The sequence below is a fragment of the Arthrobacter sp. Leaf69 genome, from assembly GCF_001422645.1.
Classification (GTDB): domain Bacteria; phylum Actinomycetota; class Actinomycetes; order Actinomycetales; family Micrococcaceae; genus Arthrobacter.
Genome location: NZ_LMLR01000010.1, coordinates 24637 through 39546 on the forward strand (window position 1 = coordinate 24637; position 14910 = coordinate 39546).

A 14910-nucleotide genomic window follows, 5' to 3' on the forward strand; every position below is an offset into this window, starting at 1 on the left:
GGCCGGAACTGAACCCGCGCTGGAGGATAAGGTGGGCAGGTGGTGCAGAAGGCTGAGCGGGTGGTGCCCCCGCAGACCCATGTCATGGACAAACGCGGCATGGACAAACGCGGCGTGGCGAAAAGCGGACCCCGCGCCGGCCGCCCGGTGGGCAACATTACCCGCGGCACCACCAACCCCAACCGGATGCGCCGGCTGGACCGCTGGCTGACCGGCACGCAGGCCTGGCGGCTGCGCGCGGCGGCCGATCCCCTGGTCGTGGATCTGGGCTACGGCGCCTCCCCGGCCACCGCCGTCGAACTCTTTGACCGGCTGTCCGCGATCCGGCCCGACGTGCGGGTGGTCGGAATCGAAATCGAGCCTGAGCGGGTCCGGCTGGCCAGGGAACTGGAACGGCCCGGGCTGAGCTTCGAGCTGGGCGGATTCGAACTGCCCGTGGCCGGCCGCCCCGTCCTGGTGCGGGCCTTCAACGTGCTGCGGCAGTATGAGGAAGCCGACGTCGCGGCCATCTGGCGGCTGGTGCAGGGGCGGTTGGCGCCGGGCGGGCTGTTCATTGACGGCACCTGCGACGAAATCGGCCGCCGGGTTACGTGGGTGGCGCTGGACGCCGAGCGGCCGCTGAGCCTGAGCCTGTCCATGCGGTTCGGCAGTTTTGCGCTGCCCTCGGAAGCCGCCGAGCGGCTACCGAAAGCCCTCATCCACCGGAATGTCCCGGGCGAGCGGATTCAGGGCTTCCTGCAGGCCATGGACAAGGCCTGGCTGGAGGCGGCTCCGCTCGCGTCCTTCGGAAACCGGCAACGCTGGACGGCCATGTGTCGGTCACTGCGCGACGGCGGCTGGCCGGTCCAGGACGGCCCGTCCCGGTGGCGGCTGGGAGAACTTACGGTCGGCTGGGACGCGGTGGCGCCGGGTTAATGTGGAAGGGTCACCAGGGTCCGTAGGGGCCCATGTTGCGGCTGCCGCCGCGGCCGGCGTCCTTGACGGCAGGGCGGACGTCGGCGAGGTAGACGGACGCCGCCGTCACGGCGACGAGTCCGAACAGTCCCAGCGGACCCAGTAGGCCACCGCCGCCGCCCAGGAGGGAGAGCAGGCCGACGGCCAAGGCCCCGCCAGTGACGGCCAGCCAGAAAGTCTTGGTGCGCTTGGACACGGCTTCGAAGGCGTTCGCCTTGTGCCGCAGGCAGTCAAAGAACGCCCACACCTCAAGGGCAAGGGCTACCAGGGCCAGGAGAAAATAGATCCCTGTTTCGACATAGTAAATAAGCGCTCTTCCGTCCATCCCCCCAGCCTAACCGCCCAGAGTGGCCAGAGCCTGCTCCAAATCGGCCCAAAGGTCCTCGACGTTCTCGATCCCGACGCTCATCCGGACCAGGTTGTCCGGCACACTGGCCGGCTCGGCCGTGTGCCGCCGCCGCCGTTCGATCAGCGACTCCACGCCTCCCAGGGAGGTGGCCGGCAGCCACAGCTTCAGGGCACGGATCATCCGGTCCGCGGCGTCGGCTCCGCTGAGGCCGCCCACCGGGGCCATTTCAATGCACAGCACCGAGCCGAACCCCTTCATCTGGCTCTTGGCCCGTTCGTGGCCGGGATCGGTGGGAAGTCCCGGGAACCGGATGCTGCCGACCCGCGGATGCGTGCGCAGCCGCTCGGCCAGCACCGCTGCTGAGGCCTGCGACCGCTCAACCCGCAAGGCCAGCGTGCGCAACCCGCGCAGCGCCAGCCAGGCCTCAAAGGGCCCGGCGATGCCGCCGTGGATGGTGCGGTGGTGCAGCAGCGAGGCGCGGAGTCCGGCGTCGGAAGTCACCAGGGCGCCCAGCACGACGTCGGAGTGGCCCGACAGGTACTTCGTCACTGAGTGCAGGACGACGTCGGAGCCCAAGGCCAGCGGTTGCTGCACCAGCGGCGTCGAGAAGGTGTTGTCGGTGACGACGACGGCGCCCGCCGCGTGCGCGGCCGCCGTCAGCGCACGGATGTCCGCGACGCCCAGCATCGGGTTGGTGGGACTCTCCAGCCAGAGCATGCTGGCTGGCCGCCCGCCCGCCGGAGCGAGCTGCGCCAGGACGGCATCGGTGTCCGCGATATCCACGGTGCGCAGCTCCAGGAACCCCTTCTCGGCCAGCTCCGTGGCCATCACCAGGGAGCCTGCGTAGCTGTGGGACGGCATGACCAGCACGCCTCCGGCGGGAACCAGGGAAAGGGCCGAACTGACGGCGGCAAGGCCGGAGGCGTAGAGGAGGCCGGGAAGCGCGGCGCCTTCGAGCTGGCCGAGGGCTTCCTCGAAGGGGTCCCAAGTGGGGTTGGAGTATCGCCCGTAGCCGCGGTCGCCGTCGCCCAGCGGACCCGTCCCGAAATACGTGGAGGACAGCACCAGCGGAGGATTGACAGGTTCGTCGCGTTCGCGCGGCGGGCGGCCGGCCGCCACAACGACTGTTTCTGCGGAAAGCGCGGCTGCCTGTTGTTCGGAAAGACTCATGGTCACAGGGTACTTCGGGGCCCGGCAGGGCGCCCAAGGCGTTACGCCGCGGCGCGTTTCTGTCAGGGATTGTCGGTAGGCTAGAGCAGTGACTACCCAGAACCCCGGACTGTTTATCGCCTTCGAAGGCGGTGACGGCGCCGGCAAGTCCACGCAGGCGGCTGCGCTGGCCGCGGCGCTTGAGTCGCGCGGCCTCACGGTGCTGCGGACCCGGGAGCCGGGCGGCACTCCCATCGGCGAGAAACTGCGTTCCCTGGTCCTGGACCACGGCCACGGCCACATCGACGCGCATACCGAAGCCCTGATCTTTGCGGCGTCCCGCGCCGCCCACGCCAGCCAAATCATCCGCCCCGCCCTGGAGCGCGGCGAGATCGTCCTCACCGACCGCTACATCGACTCCTCGGTCGCTTACCAGGGCGCGGGCCGGGACCTCGGCATCGACGCCGTCCGGGACATCAATCACTGGGCCACGTCGGGACTGCAGCCGGATCTCACCGTGTTGCTCGACGTCGACCCCGAGGTCGGGCGCCGCCGCCGCACCGCGGGCGACGCCGCCGAGGACCGGCTGGAATCCGAGGCCGACGAATTCCACGCCAGGATCCGGACCGCCTTCCTCACCCTCGCCGCGGCCAGGCCGGAGCAGTACCTCGTCCTCCCTGCCCGCCTCCCGGTCGAGGACCTGGCCGCGCGGATCCTGGCACGGGTCGAGGCCCTGCTGCCCCTCCCCCGGAGCGTGCAAGCATGAGCGTCTGGGACGACCTCCAGGGCCAGCCCGCCGTCGTGGACCAACTGCGCCAGGCGGCCCAGGGCGAGGGCCTGACCCATGCGTGGCTTTTCACCGGCCCGCCGGGTTCCGGCCGGTCCAACGCGGCGAAGGCCTTTGCCGCCGCCCTGAACTGCGACCAGGACGACGTCAGCAGGCGCGGCTGCGGCGAATGCGCGGCCTGTCTGACGATCCTGGGCGAAACACACTCCGATGTGGCTTTTGTGCGCACCGAAAAGGTCACCATCACCATCGATGAGGCCCGCGATCTGGTCTCCACCGCCGGTAACCGGCCGTCCTCGGCTCGCTGGCGCATCATTGTCGTGGAGGACGCGGACCGGATGGCCGAGCGCACCACGAACGTGTTGCTCAAGGCGATCGAGGAACCGACTCCCCGCACCGTCTGGATGCTCTGCGCGCCGTCCCCGGCCGATGTCCTCGTCACCATCCGTTCCCGCTGCCGTCCGGTGGCGCTGCGGCTTCCGCCCGCGGCCGACGTCGCGGCGCTGCTGGTGAAGCGCGACGGCGTCGATCCTGCCGTCGCCGAACGTGCGGCCCGGGCCGCGCAAAGCCATGTCGGGATCGCCCGGCGTCTGGCCCGCGATCCCGAAGCCCGTGAGCGGCGGCTCGAAACTGTGCGGTTCCCCTTGGGCCTCCGGGGCGTCACGGCCGCGGTGCTGATGGCCGAAAAGCTCGTCAAGATCGCCACAGAGGAAGCCAACAGCTCCAACGATGAGCGCGACGCGGCGGAGAAGGCTGCCCTGCTCGCCACCCTTGGAGCGCCCGAAAGCGGCACGCTGCCGCCGGCCATGCGCGGCCAGGTCAAGCAGCTCGAGGATGACCAGAAACGCCGCGCCAAGCGTTCGGTGACCGATTCCCTTGACCGCACGCTGACCGATCTGCTGTCCTTCTACCGGGACGTGCTGATCATCCAGATGGGGAACGCCGTGGAGCTGGTCAACGTTGAACTCAGGAGTGAACTCGTGGAGTTCGCCCGCCACTCCTCCGCCGAAACCACCCTCGCCCGCATGGACGCCATCAACAAGGCCCGCAAACGGATCACGACTTCCAACGTGGCCCCGTTGCTGACCATCGAGTCCATGGCCGCCAGCCTCATCTGAGGGACCATCAAGTGACCCCGTCCCGTCAAAGGAGAACCGTATGAAGTCTGCACGAGCCGTGCCCGCCAGATCCCGATCCGCAGCGATCGGCATGCGGGCAGTCGGTGCCATGGCCCTGGCCCTGACGCTCTCCTCGTGCACCCTCTTCGGCGGCGGCAGCGGGGCGAAAGACTCCAGCACGCCGAATCCCGAGATCGCCGCCGCCGCTCCCGCCGAACTCCGCAGCTACTACACGCAGCAGGTCGATTGGGCCCCATGCGAGTCAGACTTCGAGTGCGCCAAGATCAAGGTCCCGCTCGACTACAGCAAGCCGGACGGCGAGAGCATTGAAATCGCGGCGCTCAGGCTGCCCAGCGAGGGCAGCAACAAAAAGGGCAGCCTGCTGGTCAACCCCGGCGGCCCCGGCGGCTCCGGCTACGACTTCGTCCGGGACGCCGGCTCCACCAACATCTCGGAAAAGGTCCGCTCCAACTACGACATCGTCGGATTCGATCCGCGCGGCGTGAAACGCTCGGCGCCGGTCAAGTGCATGACCGACCAGGAGCGCGACGCCTCCCGGGCCAAGGTCTATGAACTGGACACCGACGCCGGGCTGGCCGAGGCCATCGCGGACAACAAGGCCATCGCCGCCCAGTGCGCGGAGAAGACCGGTCCCGTCCTGGGCCACATCGACACCGCCAGTGCCGCCAAGGATCTCGACATCCTGCGCGGCGTGCTCAACGACGCCAAGCTGAACTATCTGGGCTACTCCTACGGCACCTTCCTCGGCTCCACATACGCCTCGCTGTTCCCGGACAACGTCGGCCGCATGGTCCTCGACGGCGCGATGGATCCTTCGCTGAGCTATGAGGAGCTGACCAGCGGGCAGGCGAAGGCGTTCGAGAAGGCCATCCGGGCCTACGTGACTCACTGCCTCGAAGGCAGCGACTGCCCGCTCAGCGGCACGCCGGACGACGCCGTCGCCCAGATCCAGGACATCATCGCGGCCGTGGAAGCGGACCCGCGGGCCGCGAAGGACGGCCGGGTAGTCAACGCCTCCATGTTTGTCAGCGGGTTGATCCTGCCGTTCTACAACGATGACAACTGGCCCCTGCTGACGCAGGCCCTGGACAGCGCGCTGAAGGGCGACGTGACGCCGATGCTCCGGCTCGCTGACTTCGGCGCGGACCGGGAGCCGAACGGCAGCTACTCCGGGAATTCGAGCTTCGCCTTCTCTGCCATCAACTGCCTGGACTACCCGATGGTGACGGACACGGCCGGGATGCGGGCTGACGCGCAGCAGCTGCGCCAGGACTCCCCCACCTTGGGCTCCTACTTCGCCTACGGTGGCACCAACTGCAAGGACTGGCCGTACAAGAACGTCCGGACCCCCGCTCCGGCGGACTACAAGGGTTCCACCGACATCCTCGTGGTCGGCACCACGGGCGACCCGGCAACGCCGGTGGAGTGGGCCGCCGAGCTGCGCAAGCAGCTGGGTACCGCAGCGCTGCTGACGTGGAAGGGCGAGGGCCACACGGCCTACGGCCGCTCCAACGACTGCATCGGCGATGCCGTGGACGGCTACCTCGTCGACGGCAAGACCCCTGCGGACAACACCGTCTGCTGAGGCGTTCCGCACTCATTTTGACCCGGGCCTGAGGACTCTACTACAGTTGTCTCTGGCATGAAGCGGCCGGGCCACCCGGACCCTTCACGCGGTTGCTTCCTTAGCTCAGTTGGTAGAGCGTCTCACTCGTAATGAGAAGGTCGCCAGTTCGATTCTGGCAGGAAGCTCGGAAAGAACCCCCGGAAATCAACGATTTCCGGGGGTTCTGTCGTTGTCCATGATGCCGCCGAGAGATTTCCGCGCGGTGCCACGCGGGCCGCTGGTGCGTTCCTGTCGTTCACGAAAACCCGCCTCCTTGGCGCCCGGCGCGAGCCAGCGGAGTCGAGATACGCCGTCCTCGGCGCGGCACAAGAAAAAGCCAAGGACGCAAGCGCACAGTAAGAGCATGAAATCACTACGAAGCGATGAAGTCGTCGCCGTACGTGGCGTCCTCACCGATACACACTCCGTCGATTTCCATGTACTTGGGGTAACCGGCGCAATTGACCGCTTGACTCTTCCCCTCCGCGAACGCGGCATCGTGGTGCACTTGGAGGCTCCGCACCACGGGATGGAAGTGGACCGGCAATCTGCAACGCTCCTGTACCGGGCGGCGCAGGAGCTCCTCAGCAACGTCTACAATTTCGCCCAGGCGTCAGCGGTGACGATCCGGGTGGGCTGCGTCACCCACGGCACGAGCCACGGCGTCCAGCTCAAAGTGACCGACGACGGCGGAGGTTTCGACGTGCCGGCAACCATGATTGGCCGGCACACCGGTATGGGACTGCGACTCATGCGAGCGTCCGTGGGGCTTGCCGGCGGAGAAATGATCATCGATTCGGCCGCCACGGGAACCTGTGTGACGGTAACGCTGCCCCTGGACTAGCAACGGTTTTTCTGCCAACGCTCCCTTCCGGGGTCCCGTCTGGGCGCGGTCCGTGCCCCTACGATGGATCGGGTGAAGACCACAAAAGGGGCCTCCTACACCGCTGCCGCGGCGCTGATGCTGGCAGCCGTGCCGCTGGTCCTCGCCCCGCCAGCCGCCGCAGGCCCCTGCGATCACATCGGCGGGATCGTCCCGGCACTCATCTGCCCGACGCCCCCGAGCAGTCCGGTTCCCACCGCGACGCCGGCCCCGACATCAAGCGCCACCGCCGGGCCGCCCGCCCCGTCAATCCCGTCCGGAACGGCCCCTGCTCCGCAAAACCCAGGAGTCACCGCCGCGGCGGGCACGCAGGCCCCAACGCAAACCGGCGGCGCTGGCACTCCGACGCCGGCCAAAGTTCCGTCGGCCACGGCCTCTCCCGCTAACAGCACCCCGGCCTCGACAGCGCCGAAGCCGACGCCGGCAGCGCCACCGTCGCCTGCGACAGAGGGCCTCGTGTCCGCAGTGACGCCCGCGTCCGAGGACCTGGCTGCCGGCGGCCTTGCCGGCGCGGTCCTCCTGGCATGTGGTGGACTGCTGGTTATTGCCGGGGCGTTCCTGGATGTCCGGAAGCCCCGCTAGCAGGCAGGGCGTCGCGGGACCCGCGCCGCTAGCCCCTCCGGAGGGCAATTGTGCGGAGTTCTCGTCGAACCACGGCACTGTCGACGCTAAGCGGCCCAGACCGAGGCAGCGCCGGAGTGGCCGGTGATGATGCTCTGGTAGATGAAGAAGGCCCCCACTGCCGCCGAGACAACCAGGAGGGTTATCCGGACGGCGCGGTTTGTCCGCAGGCGGCCCAGGAAGGAGAAGCGCCGGCCGATGGGGTCATAGGCCGCGATCAGCGCCGCGGCGACGACCACGAAGAAGACTACGGAGACGGCCCTGAGCACGTCCCCTTGCTCCGCATGTTCCCGGATGAGGGCCGACGCGGGGCGGGTCTCCTCCAACTGTTCCCCGGCCTCCGCCGTGAGCAAGGACAGGGGAACCAGGCCCAGGGACAGCACTCCCAGCGGCCAGGCCAGGTAGCTGCGCCAGCGGGGCAGCGCGGCAAACAGGATCGCGGCCAGGCCGGCGATCGGCGCCAGCACCACGACGCCGTGGATGAGCAGGATGTGCGCAGGGAGCCCTGCGATGTCGATCATGCGTGCCTAACCTCCTGAATTACCGTCCGGTGGCGCGGCTTTGCCGGGGCCGGGCTTCTATGATTCTTGCATGGAAGAGCGAGGCCTGGCGGACGTTGCGGCGCAGCTCTATGCCCTCCCCTTCGACGAATTTGTTGCCGAGCGGACCGTAGCCGCCAAAGACGCAGCCGCCACGAAAGACCGGTTCTTCGCCGCGGACGTGCGTTCCCTGCCCAAGCCGTCCGTGGCGGCGTGGGCAGTGAACATGCTCACGGCCCGGCGGCCGGAGGTCGTCCGCGAACTCGCCGCGCTGGGGCAGTCGATGCGCGCCGCGCAGTCCGCCCTCGACGCCCCGGAGCTCCGACGGCTGGGACAGGAGCGGCGCCAACTGCTGGTCAGTGCGGTCAAGGCCGCGCAGGCGGTCGCCGAAGATCTGGGCCGGAAGATCAGCGGAACGATTGCGGCGGAGGTGGAGGAGACCTTGCGCGCGGCGACGGCGGATGAGGGGGCCGCCGCTGCCGTACAGTCGGGCCGCCTGCTCCGGGGGCTGTCCGCCGACGGCGTCGACGTCGTGGATCTTTCGGGTGCCGTTGCGCTGCCCGGCCTCGTGGTACCTCCGCGGGGTCCCTCGCTTCGCCCGCCTGCGGAACGCACCGGAACATCCGGCGGCGCCGGAACCCCGGCCACAAAAGACGCGGACCAGCCCCGGCTGCGGGCCGTCCGGCCGGACACGCGGAAATCCACTCCGTCTGCAGTGGAGCGGGCCCGGGCTTTGCTCAAGGACGCGGAAGAAGCATCGAGTGCCGCTGCAACGGAAGCCCGGGAGCATCAGGAGGAGCTGGCATCGGCCACCATGCAAGCCTCGGAGCTCACCGACACCGTAAGGCAACTGCGGGAACAGCTGGCCCGGTGCGAGCAGGAACTCACGGCCGCCCGGAAACGGCGCGAGCTGGCCACCGCCCGGGCCCAGCAGTCAGCCCGGGCAGCGGCCAGAGCCGTGCGCACCGCGGACCTTGCCCGGGAACGGGTGCTGCGGCTTGGCAACACGCCGGACTCATGACCACAAAGTGTCAGAGGCCGGCAGGACACTTAATTCATGGACACCAACCAGTACTTCGAAGTCACGTATCTGGACACTGACTGCGGCCGCATCCGCACCGAGACCTTCGATCACCTCGCGGACGCCGAGCGCTTCGCCAGCCGCCAGGCCGCCGACGAGCACGGCTGGGCCACCATCGACGCGGCGCCGGTACGGGAAAGCCGGAAGGCAGCCTAGCCCGGTCGCCGGGTAACCGGACAGCAGCAGGGCCCCCATCCGGTTCGGATGAAGGCCCTGCTACGGTCTACGCCTCTTCGCCGGGTAAGGCTTAGGCGAAGTCGGAGACTGCCGGGTCGGGGCCGATGCGGCCGGCGCCCTCGGCGGACTTGTCCAGGCCGTTGATGGCCTGCACATCGGTCTCATCCAGGCTGACCTCAAGCGCAGCGTAGTTCTCGCGGATGCGGGACTCGGTCACGGACTTGGGGATGACCACGTTGCCGATGGCCAGGTGCCAGGCGATAACCACCTGCGCCGGAGTGGCGCCGTGCTTGGCAGCGATCTGGGCGATGACCGGGCTCTCCAGCAGCTCGCCGCCCTGGCCCAGCGGCGACCAGGCCTGGGTGAGGATGCCCTTGGAGGCGTTGAATTCGCGCAGCTCGGACTGGTTGAAGAAGGGGTGCAGCTCGACCTGGTTGATGGCCGGCACGACGCCGGTCTCGTCAATCAAGCGCTGCAGGCCTTCCTTGGTGAAGTTGGAGACGCCGATGGTCTTGACGCGGCCCTGCTTCTGCAGCTCGATGAGCGCCTTCCAGGTTTCCACGTACTTGTCCTGCTTGGGCTGCATCCAGTGGATCAGGTACAGGTCCAGGGTCTCCAGGCCCAAGCGCTCCATGGATTCCTCGAAAGCCTTCAGCGTGGACTCGTAGCCCTGGTCAGCGTTCCACAGCTTGGTGGTGATGAAGATGTCCGCGGCAGAGAGGCCCGAGCGCTCAATCGCACGCCCCACTCCTGCTTCATTGCCGTAGATCTTGGCGGTGTCGATGTGGCGGAAGCCGGCTTCGAAGGCCTGGACCACCACCTTCTCGGCGACGTCGTCTTCAACCTGCCACACTCCGTAGCCAAGCTGGGGAATGGTGTTGCCGTCATTGAAAGTCAGTACCGGTGAAAGTGTCATCCAGCCATCCTGCCAACGCCGGCAAGGGACCGCCAGCGCAAAGCCCGCCGCTAAGCTAGGCGCTTAACCGGGAATTTTAGGCGCGGGTCAGGGGCGGTGCAGAGCTCTCAGTGCGCGGCGCCCGCCTCCGCAAGCCGGCGTTCCGCGTCGTTGACCTGCTCCATCACCGATGCGGCACGGCGCCGTACCGACTCCGCGCCGGCCGGGACAGGACCGACGGCGAGGCGGAGCATTGCCGCCGCCTCGGCCGTGGTGGCCAAGGAGTTTCCGGCCGTGGACAGGGCCCGGTGGACCCCGGCCAGGCTACCCGGTATGTCGAGTCCCTCGCTGGGTACACGCCGCTGGGCCTCCATGCAGACCTGCCGGACCCGCCCGGACAGCGCAGACAGCTCATTGGCAATCTCAAGGAGCTCGGCGTAGAGGGCGTCGTCCTCTACCCCCTCGAGGACCTGGTGGTAGCGGTCCAGGCCGCGGGTGAAGCGGTCGTGGGCCCGCCGCCAGAGTCCCTTGCCAAGCTCGGCGTCGTCTTTCCGTCCCTGCCGGGCGGCACTGAAGAGTCCCAAGGCTGCCCTAGAGGTACTGGCCGGGGCCGTGGTCCGGGTCCACTGGTACGGGAGCCTGCCCGGGATCCGCACCCGGTCTGGGCGCCGCGGCCCGCTGGGGCTCGCCGTTTTCGCCGATGATCACGCCGGGGGCGATCACGGTTCCGGGCGGCAACTGGCGGAGCTGCGCCTGCGCGGCAGCGTGGTCCCGGGCGGCATGCTGCGCTGCGAGGGCCGTCTGGATACCGTGGAAGAGGCCTTCGAGCCAGCCGACCAGCTGCGCCTGCGCAATCCGCAGCTCCGCGTCCGACGGCGTTCCGTCAGCGGGGAATGGAAGCGTGATCCGTTCCAGCTCCTCGACAAGTTCCGGGGCGAGGCCGTCTTCCAGCTCTTTGATCGAGCGTTCGTGGATGCCGGCCAGCCGTGCCCGCGCCGCGTCGTCGAGCGGGGCGGTCCTCACTTCGTCCAGGAGCTGCTTCATCATGGTGCCGATCCGCATCACCTTCGCGGGTTCATCCACGAGATCCTGCAGCCGGCTGGGCCGGGCGGGCACCGCCGTCTGTTCCCGCGTCCGCGCCTCCGGGCCGCCGTCGCGCGCCGTCCGGCGGTCTAAGGTGGCGCCTTCGACGGGAACCTCGTCTGCGGGCTGAGTGTCGTGCGGATCGCTCATGGCTTCATACTCTCACGAGCCCGGAGCCGCGCAGGCGGCATCCCCGGTTCAACACATGGCACAGCACACGGCACAACATCTGGCGCAACACACGGCCCGCCAAAGGGTCCAAAAACAGCTGCGGGCGCCGTCGGGCACTCATGTGCCCGGCGGCGCCCCGGCCGGAGGCTAATCGGACCGGTCGAAACCGGTCAGCAGCACCGGCCCTGCGGATTGGCATCCTGGCGGTCCGTCTGGTCCCGCCAGAATTCCCGCTCGGTCATCGGCGGGGAGCCGTGGCCTGCTTCGGCGTGATGTGCCAGGTACTTCGCATACGCGTCCGCACCCATCACACTGCCCAGGTATCGGGAGAATCCCCGGAAGCCCGCAACTATTGTGTTCATTTCTGGCTCCCCGTTAGTGGTGGCCGGCCTTTTCGGTCCGTTTGTCCGCCGGCAACTGGTTCCACTGGACCATGAGCTCACGCTCGGATGCCGTGGGAACCGGGCCGGCCGGGGCGAAGACACGGGCCGGCAGCGCTGGATCCTCGTTGTCTGTGTTGGCCACACCGGCCTTGGCATTGCGGAACGCCTTGTAGGTGGCGATCAGCGCCGTCGTGATGACGATGATGCTGAGCACCACGAAGATGACCGACAGCCAGCCCTGGATCGCGGTGTTGCGGATCACGGCTTCCATCGCCGGGACCGTCTTGGCCGTCCCGAAGGAAGTCTGGCCCTCCGCGAGTGCCTTGGAGAAGGCCGCGTTGTTGGCGAAGTAGCCAACCGCCGGGGTGGAGGAGAAGATCTTCAGGTAGCTGGCCGTGATGGTCACGACCGCCGCGAAGGCCATCGGAATCGCCACGATCCACAGGAACTTGAAGGAGCCCTTCTTCGCCGCGATGGCCAGGCAGACGGACAGTGCGATGGCGGCGAGCAGCTGGTTGGCGATGCCGAACAGCGGGAACAGCGTATTGATGCCGCCCAGCGGATCCGTGACGCCCATCAACAGCACGGCGCCCCAGGCAGCTACCATAACGGCGGTGGCGAGCCAGGCGCCGGGACGCCAGGAGTGCTCCTTGAACTTCGGGATGAAGTTGCCGACCGAGTCCTGCAGCATGAAGCGCGCAACGCGCGTGCCGGCGTCGACCGCGGTGAGGATGAACAGCGCCTCGAACATGATGGCGAAGTGGTACCAGAAGCTCATCATGGCGGTGCCGCCGATGAACTGCTGCATGATGTGCGCCAGGCCGACGGCGAGGGTGGGGGCGCCGCCGGTCCGGGAGACGATACTTTCCTCGCCGACGTTGGCGGCCGTCTCCGCGAGCATGTTCGGGCTGATATTCACGCCGGACAGTCCCAGGCTGTTGACCCAGGCGGCCGCGGTTTCCACGGTGCCGCCGGTGAGTGCCGCCGGCGAGTTCATCGCGAAGTAGAGGCCGCGGTCAATGGAGATGGCTGCCACGAGGGCCATGATGGCCACGAAGGACTCCATCAGCATTCCGCCGTACCCGATGAAACGCGTCTGGCGTTCCTTCTCGATCAGCTTCGGTGTTGTGCCGGAGGCGATCAACGCATGGAATCCCGAGAGCGCGCCACAGGCGATGGTGACGAACAGGAACGGGAACAGCGCGCCCGGGAAGACGGGACCGTTGTCGCGGCTGGCGAATTCGCTGAACGCCGGGACGGAGATTTCCGGGCGGACCACGATGACGGCCAGGGCCAGCATCACGATGACACCGATCTTCATGAAGGTGGAGAGGTAGTCACGCGGTGCCAGGAGGAGCCAGACCGGCAGGATGGCTGCGACGAAGCCGTAAATGATGATGGACCAGGCGAGGGTGACCTTGTCCAGGGTGAAGAGGGCATCGCCCCATTCGGTCGCGGCGACGACGCCGCCGCCGATGATGGCGGCCATGAGCAGTACAAAACCGATCAGCGAAACTTCCATGATCTTGCCCGGACGGATAAAGCGCAGGTAGACGCCCATAAAGAGGGCGATCGGGATGGTCATGCCGACGGAGAAGACACCCCACGGGCTCTCGGCCAGCGCGTTGACGACGACGAGGGCGAGGATGGCGACGATGATCACCATGATCAGCAGGGTGGCAATCAGCGCGGCGGTGCCGCCGATGACACCGAGTTCCTCGCGGGCCATCTGGCCCAGGGAGCGTCCGCCGCGGCGCATGGAGAAGAACATCACCACGTAGTCCTGGACGGCCCCGGCGAAGACTACGCCGATGATGATCCAGATGGTGCCCGGCAGGTAGCCCATCTGGGCGGCGAGGATCGGGCCCACCAAGGGGCCGGCGCCGGCGATGGCGGCGAAGTGGTGGCCGAACAGGACGTTGCGGTCCGTGCGGACGTAGTCCTTCCCGTCCGCTTTGTACTCCGCGGGTGTGGCCCGGCGGTCATTCGGCTTGAGCAGGTAGCGCTCGATGACCTTGGAGTAGAAGCGGTAGCCAATCAGGTAGGTGCACACGGCGGCGAACACGAACCAGATGGCGTTGACCGTTTCACCGCGGACAATCGCGAGCATGAACCATGCCACGGCGCCCAGCAGGGAGATTCCCACCCACAGCCCGATCTTGGCCGGCGTCCATTTGCGGTCTTCGGCGTCGCGCACGGATTCGTCCACTGATGTGGGCGGCAGGGCCGGATCCGGCGTAATGCCGTCCTCGACCAGTACGTTCTTTGGCGTGCCATCTGGCATTTTGCCCATGTCTCCTCCTTGAGAAACCCCGACTGGGGCAAATCCACTCGACAGATGTGCCCCAAGGCACCCTACCAACGGCAGCGATGCATGGGTATGGCTTTGCGCCAGGCGGGCCCGCCGGGGCGACGAGCGGTGCCGCCGGCGAGGAGACTGACTGGCCTGGCTACTGCCGGCGCGTTCCTAGGGAGGGGTTCGCCCGGAAATGGAGCCTAGCCGGGGCCGGCCAACTGCATCAGGCGGGCTTCGCAGAGGTCCAGCCACCGTACCTCGGCCTCGGTCTGGAAGATCAGTGAATCCAGCACCAGCAGGCGGGCGGTGTCCGTCGGCCGCTGGTGAGACGCCATGTCGCGCCGGGCTTTGGTGTAGTCCTGCAGCGCCCGGATGGAGACTGCGCGCTGGGAGTGGATGGCGGCGCCGACGTCGACGCCGGGAAGCGTCAGGGCGAGGGCGAGCTTGATGGCCAGTTCGTTCCGCGGAGGGCTGCTTCGCGGCACCGGCGACGTGAACCAGCCGCGGACCTCGGCACGCCCCTCGGCGGTGATGCTGTAGATGACGTGGCCTTCGCCGTCGGCTCCGTCCTTGCGGACCAGGCTGTCGCGCTCCAGGCGGTCAAGGGTGGTGTAAACCTGTCCGATATTGAGGGGCCAGGCGGATCCGGTGCGGTCCTCGAATTCGATCCTCAACTGGTAGCCATAGCGTGGCCGGTCCTGCAGGAGGGCGAGGAGGCTGTGACGGATGGACATGATGCTCCCGGAGGGTAGCGGGACGACAGCATACACGCGCCCCAAGACGCGTGTATACCGCGT

At 67.9% G+C, this 14910-nt stretch carries 17 protein-coding genes and 1 tRNA gene; 9 read left to right on the forward strand and 9 right to left on the reverse strand.

Translation table 11 applies throughout. The features are described 5' to 3' along the window. Window positions 1-99 precede the first annotated feature (99 nt). Complete coding sequence (locus ASE96_RS05470; RefSeq protein ID WP_056429170.1) at window positions 100-915, forward strand: class I SAM-dependent methyltransferase; 816 nt, start codon at window positions 100-102, stop codon at window positions 913-915. Between the two features lie 10 nt (window positions 916-925). Here ASE96_RS05470 and ASE96_RS05475 read toward each other — a convergent pair whose 3' ends face one another. Continuing rightward, a complete protein-coding gene (locus ASE96_RS05475; protein ID WP_056427227.1) occupies window positions 926-1279 on the reverse strand; it encodes a DUF2516 family protein in 354 nt (117 codons plus the stop codon). Between the two features lie 9 nt (window positions 1280-1288). After that, window positions 1289-2473: a trans-sulfuration enzyme family protein gene (locus tag ASE96_RS05480; RefSeq protein ID WP_056429172.1), complete on the reverse strand. Its 1185-nt coding sequence runs from the start codon at window positions 2471-2473 to the stop codon at window positions 1289-1291. 88 nt (window positions 2474-2561) lie between these two features. Here ASE96_RS05480 and tmk point away from each other — a divergent pair, with 88 nt between their 5' ends. The 6 genes from tmk to ASE96_RS19105 all read left to right on the forward strand — a co-directional run bounded on the left by tmk (window position 2562) and on the right by ASE96_RS19105 (window position 7449). Then, window positions 2562-3218 (forward strand): dTMP kinase, encoded by a 657-nt coding sequence (gene tmk, locus ASE96_RS05485; RefSeq protein WP_056427230.1) that lies wholly within the window; start codon window positions 2562-2564, stop codon window positions 3216-3218. Beyond that, window positions 3215-4357, forward strand: coding sequence for a DNA polymerase III subunit delta' (locus ASE96_RS05490; protein WP_056427233.1), 1143 nt, complete (start codon window positions 3215-3217; stop codon window positions 4355-4357). Before tmk ends, ASE96_RS05490 begins: the two co-directional genes overlap by 4 nt. A 40-nt stretch (window positions 4358-4397) precedes the next feature. Next, a complete protein-coding gene (locus ASE96_RS05495; RefSeq protein ID WP_056427237.1) occupies window positions 4398-5963 on the forward strand; it encodes an alpha/beta hydrolase in 1566 nt (521 codons plus the stop codon). Window positions 5964-6057: 94 nt separating this feature from the next. Beyond that, window positions 6058-6130: transfer RNA gene (locus ASE96_RS05500), tRNA-Thr, on the forward strand. Between the two features lie 218 nt (window positions 6131-6348). Continuing rightward, complete coding sequence (locus tag ASE96_RS05505; RefSeq protein WP_056427240.1) at window positions 6349-6828, forward strand: sensor histidine kinase; 480 nt, start codon at window positions 6349-6351, stop codon at window positions 6826-6828. A 72-nt stretch (window positions 6829-6900) separates the two neighbouring features. Next, window positions 6901-7449 carry a hypothetical protein gene (locus ASE96_RS19105; RefSeq protein WP_156367518.1) on the forward strand — a complete coding sequence of 183 codons (549 nt, stop codon included), beginning with the start codon at window positions 6901-6903 and terminating at the stop codon, window positions 7447-7449. A gap of 86 nt (window positions 7450-7535) precedes the next feature. Here ASE96_RS19105 and ASE96_RS05510 read toward each other — a convergent pair whose 3' ends face one another. Then, window positions 7536-8009 carry a hypothetical protein gene (locus ASE96_RS05510; protein ID WP_056427243.1) on the reverse strand — a complete coding sequence of 158 codons (474 nt, stop codon included), beginning with the start codon at window positions 8007-8009 and terminating at the stop codon, window positions 7536-7538. A 70-nt stretch (window positions 8010-8079) separates the two neighbouring features. On the opposite strand from ASE96_RS05510, the gene ASE96_RS05515 reads away from it, so the two are divergent. Both ASE96_RS05515 and ASE96_RS05520 read left to right on the forward strand, forming a co-directional pair. Next, complete coding sequence (locus ASE96_RS05515; protein ID WP_056427246.1) at window positions 8080-9048, forward strand: hypothetical protein; 969 nt, start codon at window positions 8080-8082, stop codon at window positions 9046-9048. A gap of 36 nt (window positions 9049-9084) precedes the next feature. Further along, on the forward strand, window positions 9085-9264 hold the full coding sequence (locus tag ASE96_RS05520) for a hypothetical protein (RefSeq protein ID WP_056427249.1): 180 nt from the start codon (window positions 9085-9087) through the stop codon (window positions 9262-9264). A gap of 91 nt (window positions 9265-9355) precedes the next feature. Here the strand turns inward: ASE96_RS05520 and ASE96_RS05525 are convergent, their stop codons facing one another. The 6 genes from ASE96_RS05525 to ASE96_RS05550 all read right to left on the reverse strand — a co-directional run bounded on the left by ASE96_RS05525 (window position 9356) and on the right by ASE96_RS05550 (window position 14847). Then, window positions 9356-10201 carry an aldo/keto reductase gene (locus tag ASE96_RS05525; RefSeq protein ID WP_056427252.1) on the reverse strand — a complete coding sequence of 282 codons (846 nt, stop codon included), beginning with the start codon at window positions 10199-10201 and terminating at the stop codon, window positions 9356-9358. 107 nt (window positions 10202-10308) lie between these two features. Then, window positions 10309-10764 carry a hypothetical protein gene (locus ASE96_RS05530; protein ID WP_056427254.1) on the reverse strand — a complete coding sequence of 152 codons (456 nt, stop codon included), beginning with the start codon at window positions 10762-10764 and terminating at the stop codon, window positions 10309-10311. A gap of 7 nt (window positions 10765-10771) precedes the next feature. Beyond that, window positions 10772-11413 (reverse strand): bacterial proteasome activator family protein, encoded by a 642-nt coding sequence (locus ASE96_RS05535; protein WP_056427257.1) that lies wholly within the window; start codon window positions 11411-11413, stop codon window positions 10772-10774. A gap of 191 nt (window positions 11414-11604) precedes the next feature. Further along, a complete protein-coding gene (locus tag ASE96_RS05540; RefSeq protein ID WP_056427260.1) occupies window positions 11605-11796 on the reverse strand; it encodes a YbdD/YjiX family protein in 192 nt (63 codons plus the stop codon). 13 nt (window positions 11797-11809) lie between these two features. Further along, a complete protein-coding gene (locus ASE96_RS05545; protein WP_056427264.1) occupies window positions 11810-14110 on the reverse strand; it encodes a carbon starvation CstA family protein in 2301 nt (766 codons plus the stop codon). A 203-nt stretch (window positions 14111-14313) separates the two neighbouring features. Further along, window positions 14314-14847 (reverse strand): PadR family transcriptional regulator, encoded by a 534-nt coding sequence (locus ASE96_RS05550; RefSeq protein ID WP_056427267.1) that lies wholly within the window; start codon window positions 14845-14847, stop codon window positions 14314-14316. Window positions 14848-14910 lie beyond the last annotated feature (63 nt).